General features: G+C 33.4%; 3 protein-coding genes. All 3 read right to left on the reverse strand.

All coding sequences use genetic code 11. From position 1 onward, the window contains the following. Window positions 1-377: 377 nt before the first annotated feature. Entirely contained in the window at window positions 378-722 is a 345-nt protein-coding gene (locus OZD62_RS04180; protein ID WP_006279756.1) for a DMT family transporter, read from the reverse strand. 16 nt (window positions 723-738) lie between these two features. Beyond that, on the reverse strand, window positions 739-1,053 hold the full coding sequence (locus OZD62_RS04185) for a DMT family transporter (RefSeq protein WP_275019492.1): 315 nt from the start codon (window positions 1,051-1,053) through the stop codon (window positions 739-741). 99 nt (window positions 1,054-1,152) lie between these two features. Then, window positions 1,153-2,259, reverse strand: coding sequence for a D-alanyl-D-alanine carboxypeptidase family protein (locus OZD62_RS04190; RefSeq protein WP_275019493.1), 1,107 nt, complete (start codon window positions 2,257-2,259; stop codon window positions 1,153-1,155). Between the last annotated feature and the right edge of the window lie 299 nt (window positions 2,260-2,558).

Raw genomic sequence — 2,558 nt, forward strand, 5'->3', positions numbered from 1 at the left:
GAAAAAGGAAGTTTTCTTGTTCGTGTAAAACTCAACACAATGGATTTTCTGAAAAGTTTTCGAGTATATTATATTTTTAATTTGTAGAATAAGGTTTTTTCCTTTTTGCATATTTCACCTAAAAAGGACACATTTTAGACTTCTTTGTTGAAATAAAACAGAAACAAAAGTGCTGTCCCTTGCACTCTTTGGATAATTTAATGATAAAAAATTTGGAGAGAAATTTTATACACAATCTCTGACATTTTTCCTTAAGTTGACGCCATTGTGTAAACGGTTACGGTTTCCCGTCTTCACCATGCTATATAGAAAAAAGTCTGGATTCCAATTTGCATGACAATATGGAGTATCTGCTTCTTTCATCCCAGTGGGATCTTTTATTCCATTTTATCAACAGTTTGTTTTGCAGTATCAAACAATTTTAATCCTATAATCCCGAATGTAACTAAAATAAAGCATATTACTTCGAATAAATTAACTGGTTCATCAAATAGGTAAACTCCAAGTATCGAAGCTCCTATAGCGCCCACTCCAGTCCAAATTGCATAGCATACTCCGATAGGTATAGAACGTGTAGCGAGCGAAAGTAAATATGTACTAAGAGCCATGGAGAGTATGCTAATTATTGATGGTACGAGATGAGTAAATCCATAACTATGCTTAAGTGTTATGACCCAGAACACTTCAATTAGTGACGATAAGAGTAAATATATCCAATTCATGCATAAATTTTTAGGTTTAAATAGAGAGCTTTAGCCCTATGCTTCCTATTACAATTAAAACGATACATAAAACTTGAGACAAATTAATATTCTCTGTGAAAGTGGTTGCACCAATTATAGTTATTCCAATTATGCATATTCCAGAGGAAACTGCATAGCATACCCTAATAGGTAGAAAGCATGCTGCAAGAGATAAAAAGTAAATGCTAATGATCATAATTACCAATGTTGCAATCGAAGGCACAACTTTAGTAAAACTGTTACTAAACTTTAGCGTTACAGCCCACAGTATCTCTAGGATACTAGACAGCAACAAATACAACCAGCACATTTTCGTAACATTTCAATCTTGTATTGTAACAGAAATTGTTAGTTAAAACTACACTAAAGTGCAACAGATCTCTCTTTCGGAATTGCTTTAATATCAAACTTAAAACAACATCCTAAAAAACTTTTCTACGAAATTCAATTCCTGCACGTCATTTGCTGCATAAAGTGGTGTAGTTTGTTGCTCAATACCTGGTATTTCTACAAAAACTTTGCCCACTTCTTGACCTTTTTTAATGGGTGCAGGTATAATATCTTTATATTCAATACGCACCTTAATTTGGTCATGCAATTTGCGGTTGTAAGTTATGGTAACATCGTTTGCAACTGTAATAGGCACTTTTCTATCTTTTCCATAGAGAACATTTACTTCCTCAACTACGCTGTCTTTAACGAATATTTTCTTAGTGTTAAAATGATTTAAGGAGTATTGTATCAATCTTTTTGCTTCTTCTATTCGCTCTTTCTCAGTGTTTAAACCATTTACGACAGCAAAAATTCTCCTATCATTTCGTTTTGCAGATGCTACAATGCCGTAACCACCAGCATTTGTATAACCGGTTTTTAAGCCATCAACCCCAATATCGTGAAAAAGTAGAAGATTCTTATTCTTTTGTACAATTTCATTATATGTCAAATATTGTTCGGAAAATAAATCATAATATTCAGGAAAATCGGTGAAAATCCTTTTTGCCAGCATTACCAAGTCTTTTGCGTTCATAAAATGATCTTCATCTGGCCACCCGCTTGAGTTGACAAAATGACTGTCATTCAGATTCAAATTTTGTGCAACTTCATTCATTTCAGCCACAAAATTCTCTTCTGATCCTGCAATGCCCTCAGCTAGTGTTATGCAGGCATCATTGCCTGAGACTATTGTAATTCCTTCAAGTAATTCCCTCACCGTAACGGATTGACCTTCTTTCAAAAACATAGAAGAGCCTCTCCTTTCCCACGCTTTTCTACTTACTCGAAATTTATCCTCCATGTGTATTATTCCAGCTTTTAGATAATCGAAGGCTATATATAAAGTCATTAGCTTGCTCATTGAAGATGGGGCCATTTTTTCATCAGAATTATGGTCAAAAATGAATGAGTCTGAAGCTAAATCTAAGACTACTGCTTGCTTTGCTTTGGTTCTAAACTGGTATGAGTATGAAGAAAAAGGAAGTATAAAAACTAATAGCAAAATTACCAATCTGCTTAACATATCTATAATTTTAAATTTATAGTGTACTAATTAATAGTATAATTTTACAGGGGCATTTCAATAGATCTCTTGCATAAAAATTCCTTGACAAACCTCGCCAGCCCCCTTATCATGAAACTGAAGCTATTTATTTATCTTCTCTGTGCAGATTAAATGACAAAAAAACTCACGTATCTGGCGTCTCATGTTTAATTTTTTGCACTATGTGCACCTTATGTCTTTATAAAATTTCTAGGTTTTTACCTAATATAAGCTAAAATGCGCTTATAAAGCATTTAAAACATAAAAAAACGCCAACT

The sequence above is a fragment of the Wolbachia endosymbiont of Drosophila seguyi genome, assembly GCF_028981765.1.
Classification (GTDB): Bacteria; Pseudomonadota; Alphaproteobacteria; order Rickettsiales; family Anaplasmataceae; genus Wolbachia; species Wolbachia pipientis.

Excerpts from the sequence above, each read along its gene's own strand:
- OZD62_RS04180 (WP_006279756.1), bottom strand. The coding sequence starts at position 722 with ATGAATTGGATATATTTACTCTTATCGTCACTAATTGAAGTGTTCTGG.
- OZD62_RS04185 (WP_275019492.1), bottom strand. The coding sequence starts at position 1,053 with ATGTGCTGGTTGTATTTGTTGCTGTCTAGTATCCTAGAGATACTGTGG.
- OZD62_RS04190 (WP_275019493.1), bottom strand. The coding sequence starts at position 2,259 with ATGTTAAGCAGATTGGTAATTTTGCTATTAGTTTTTATACTTCCTTTT.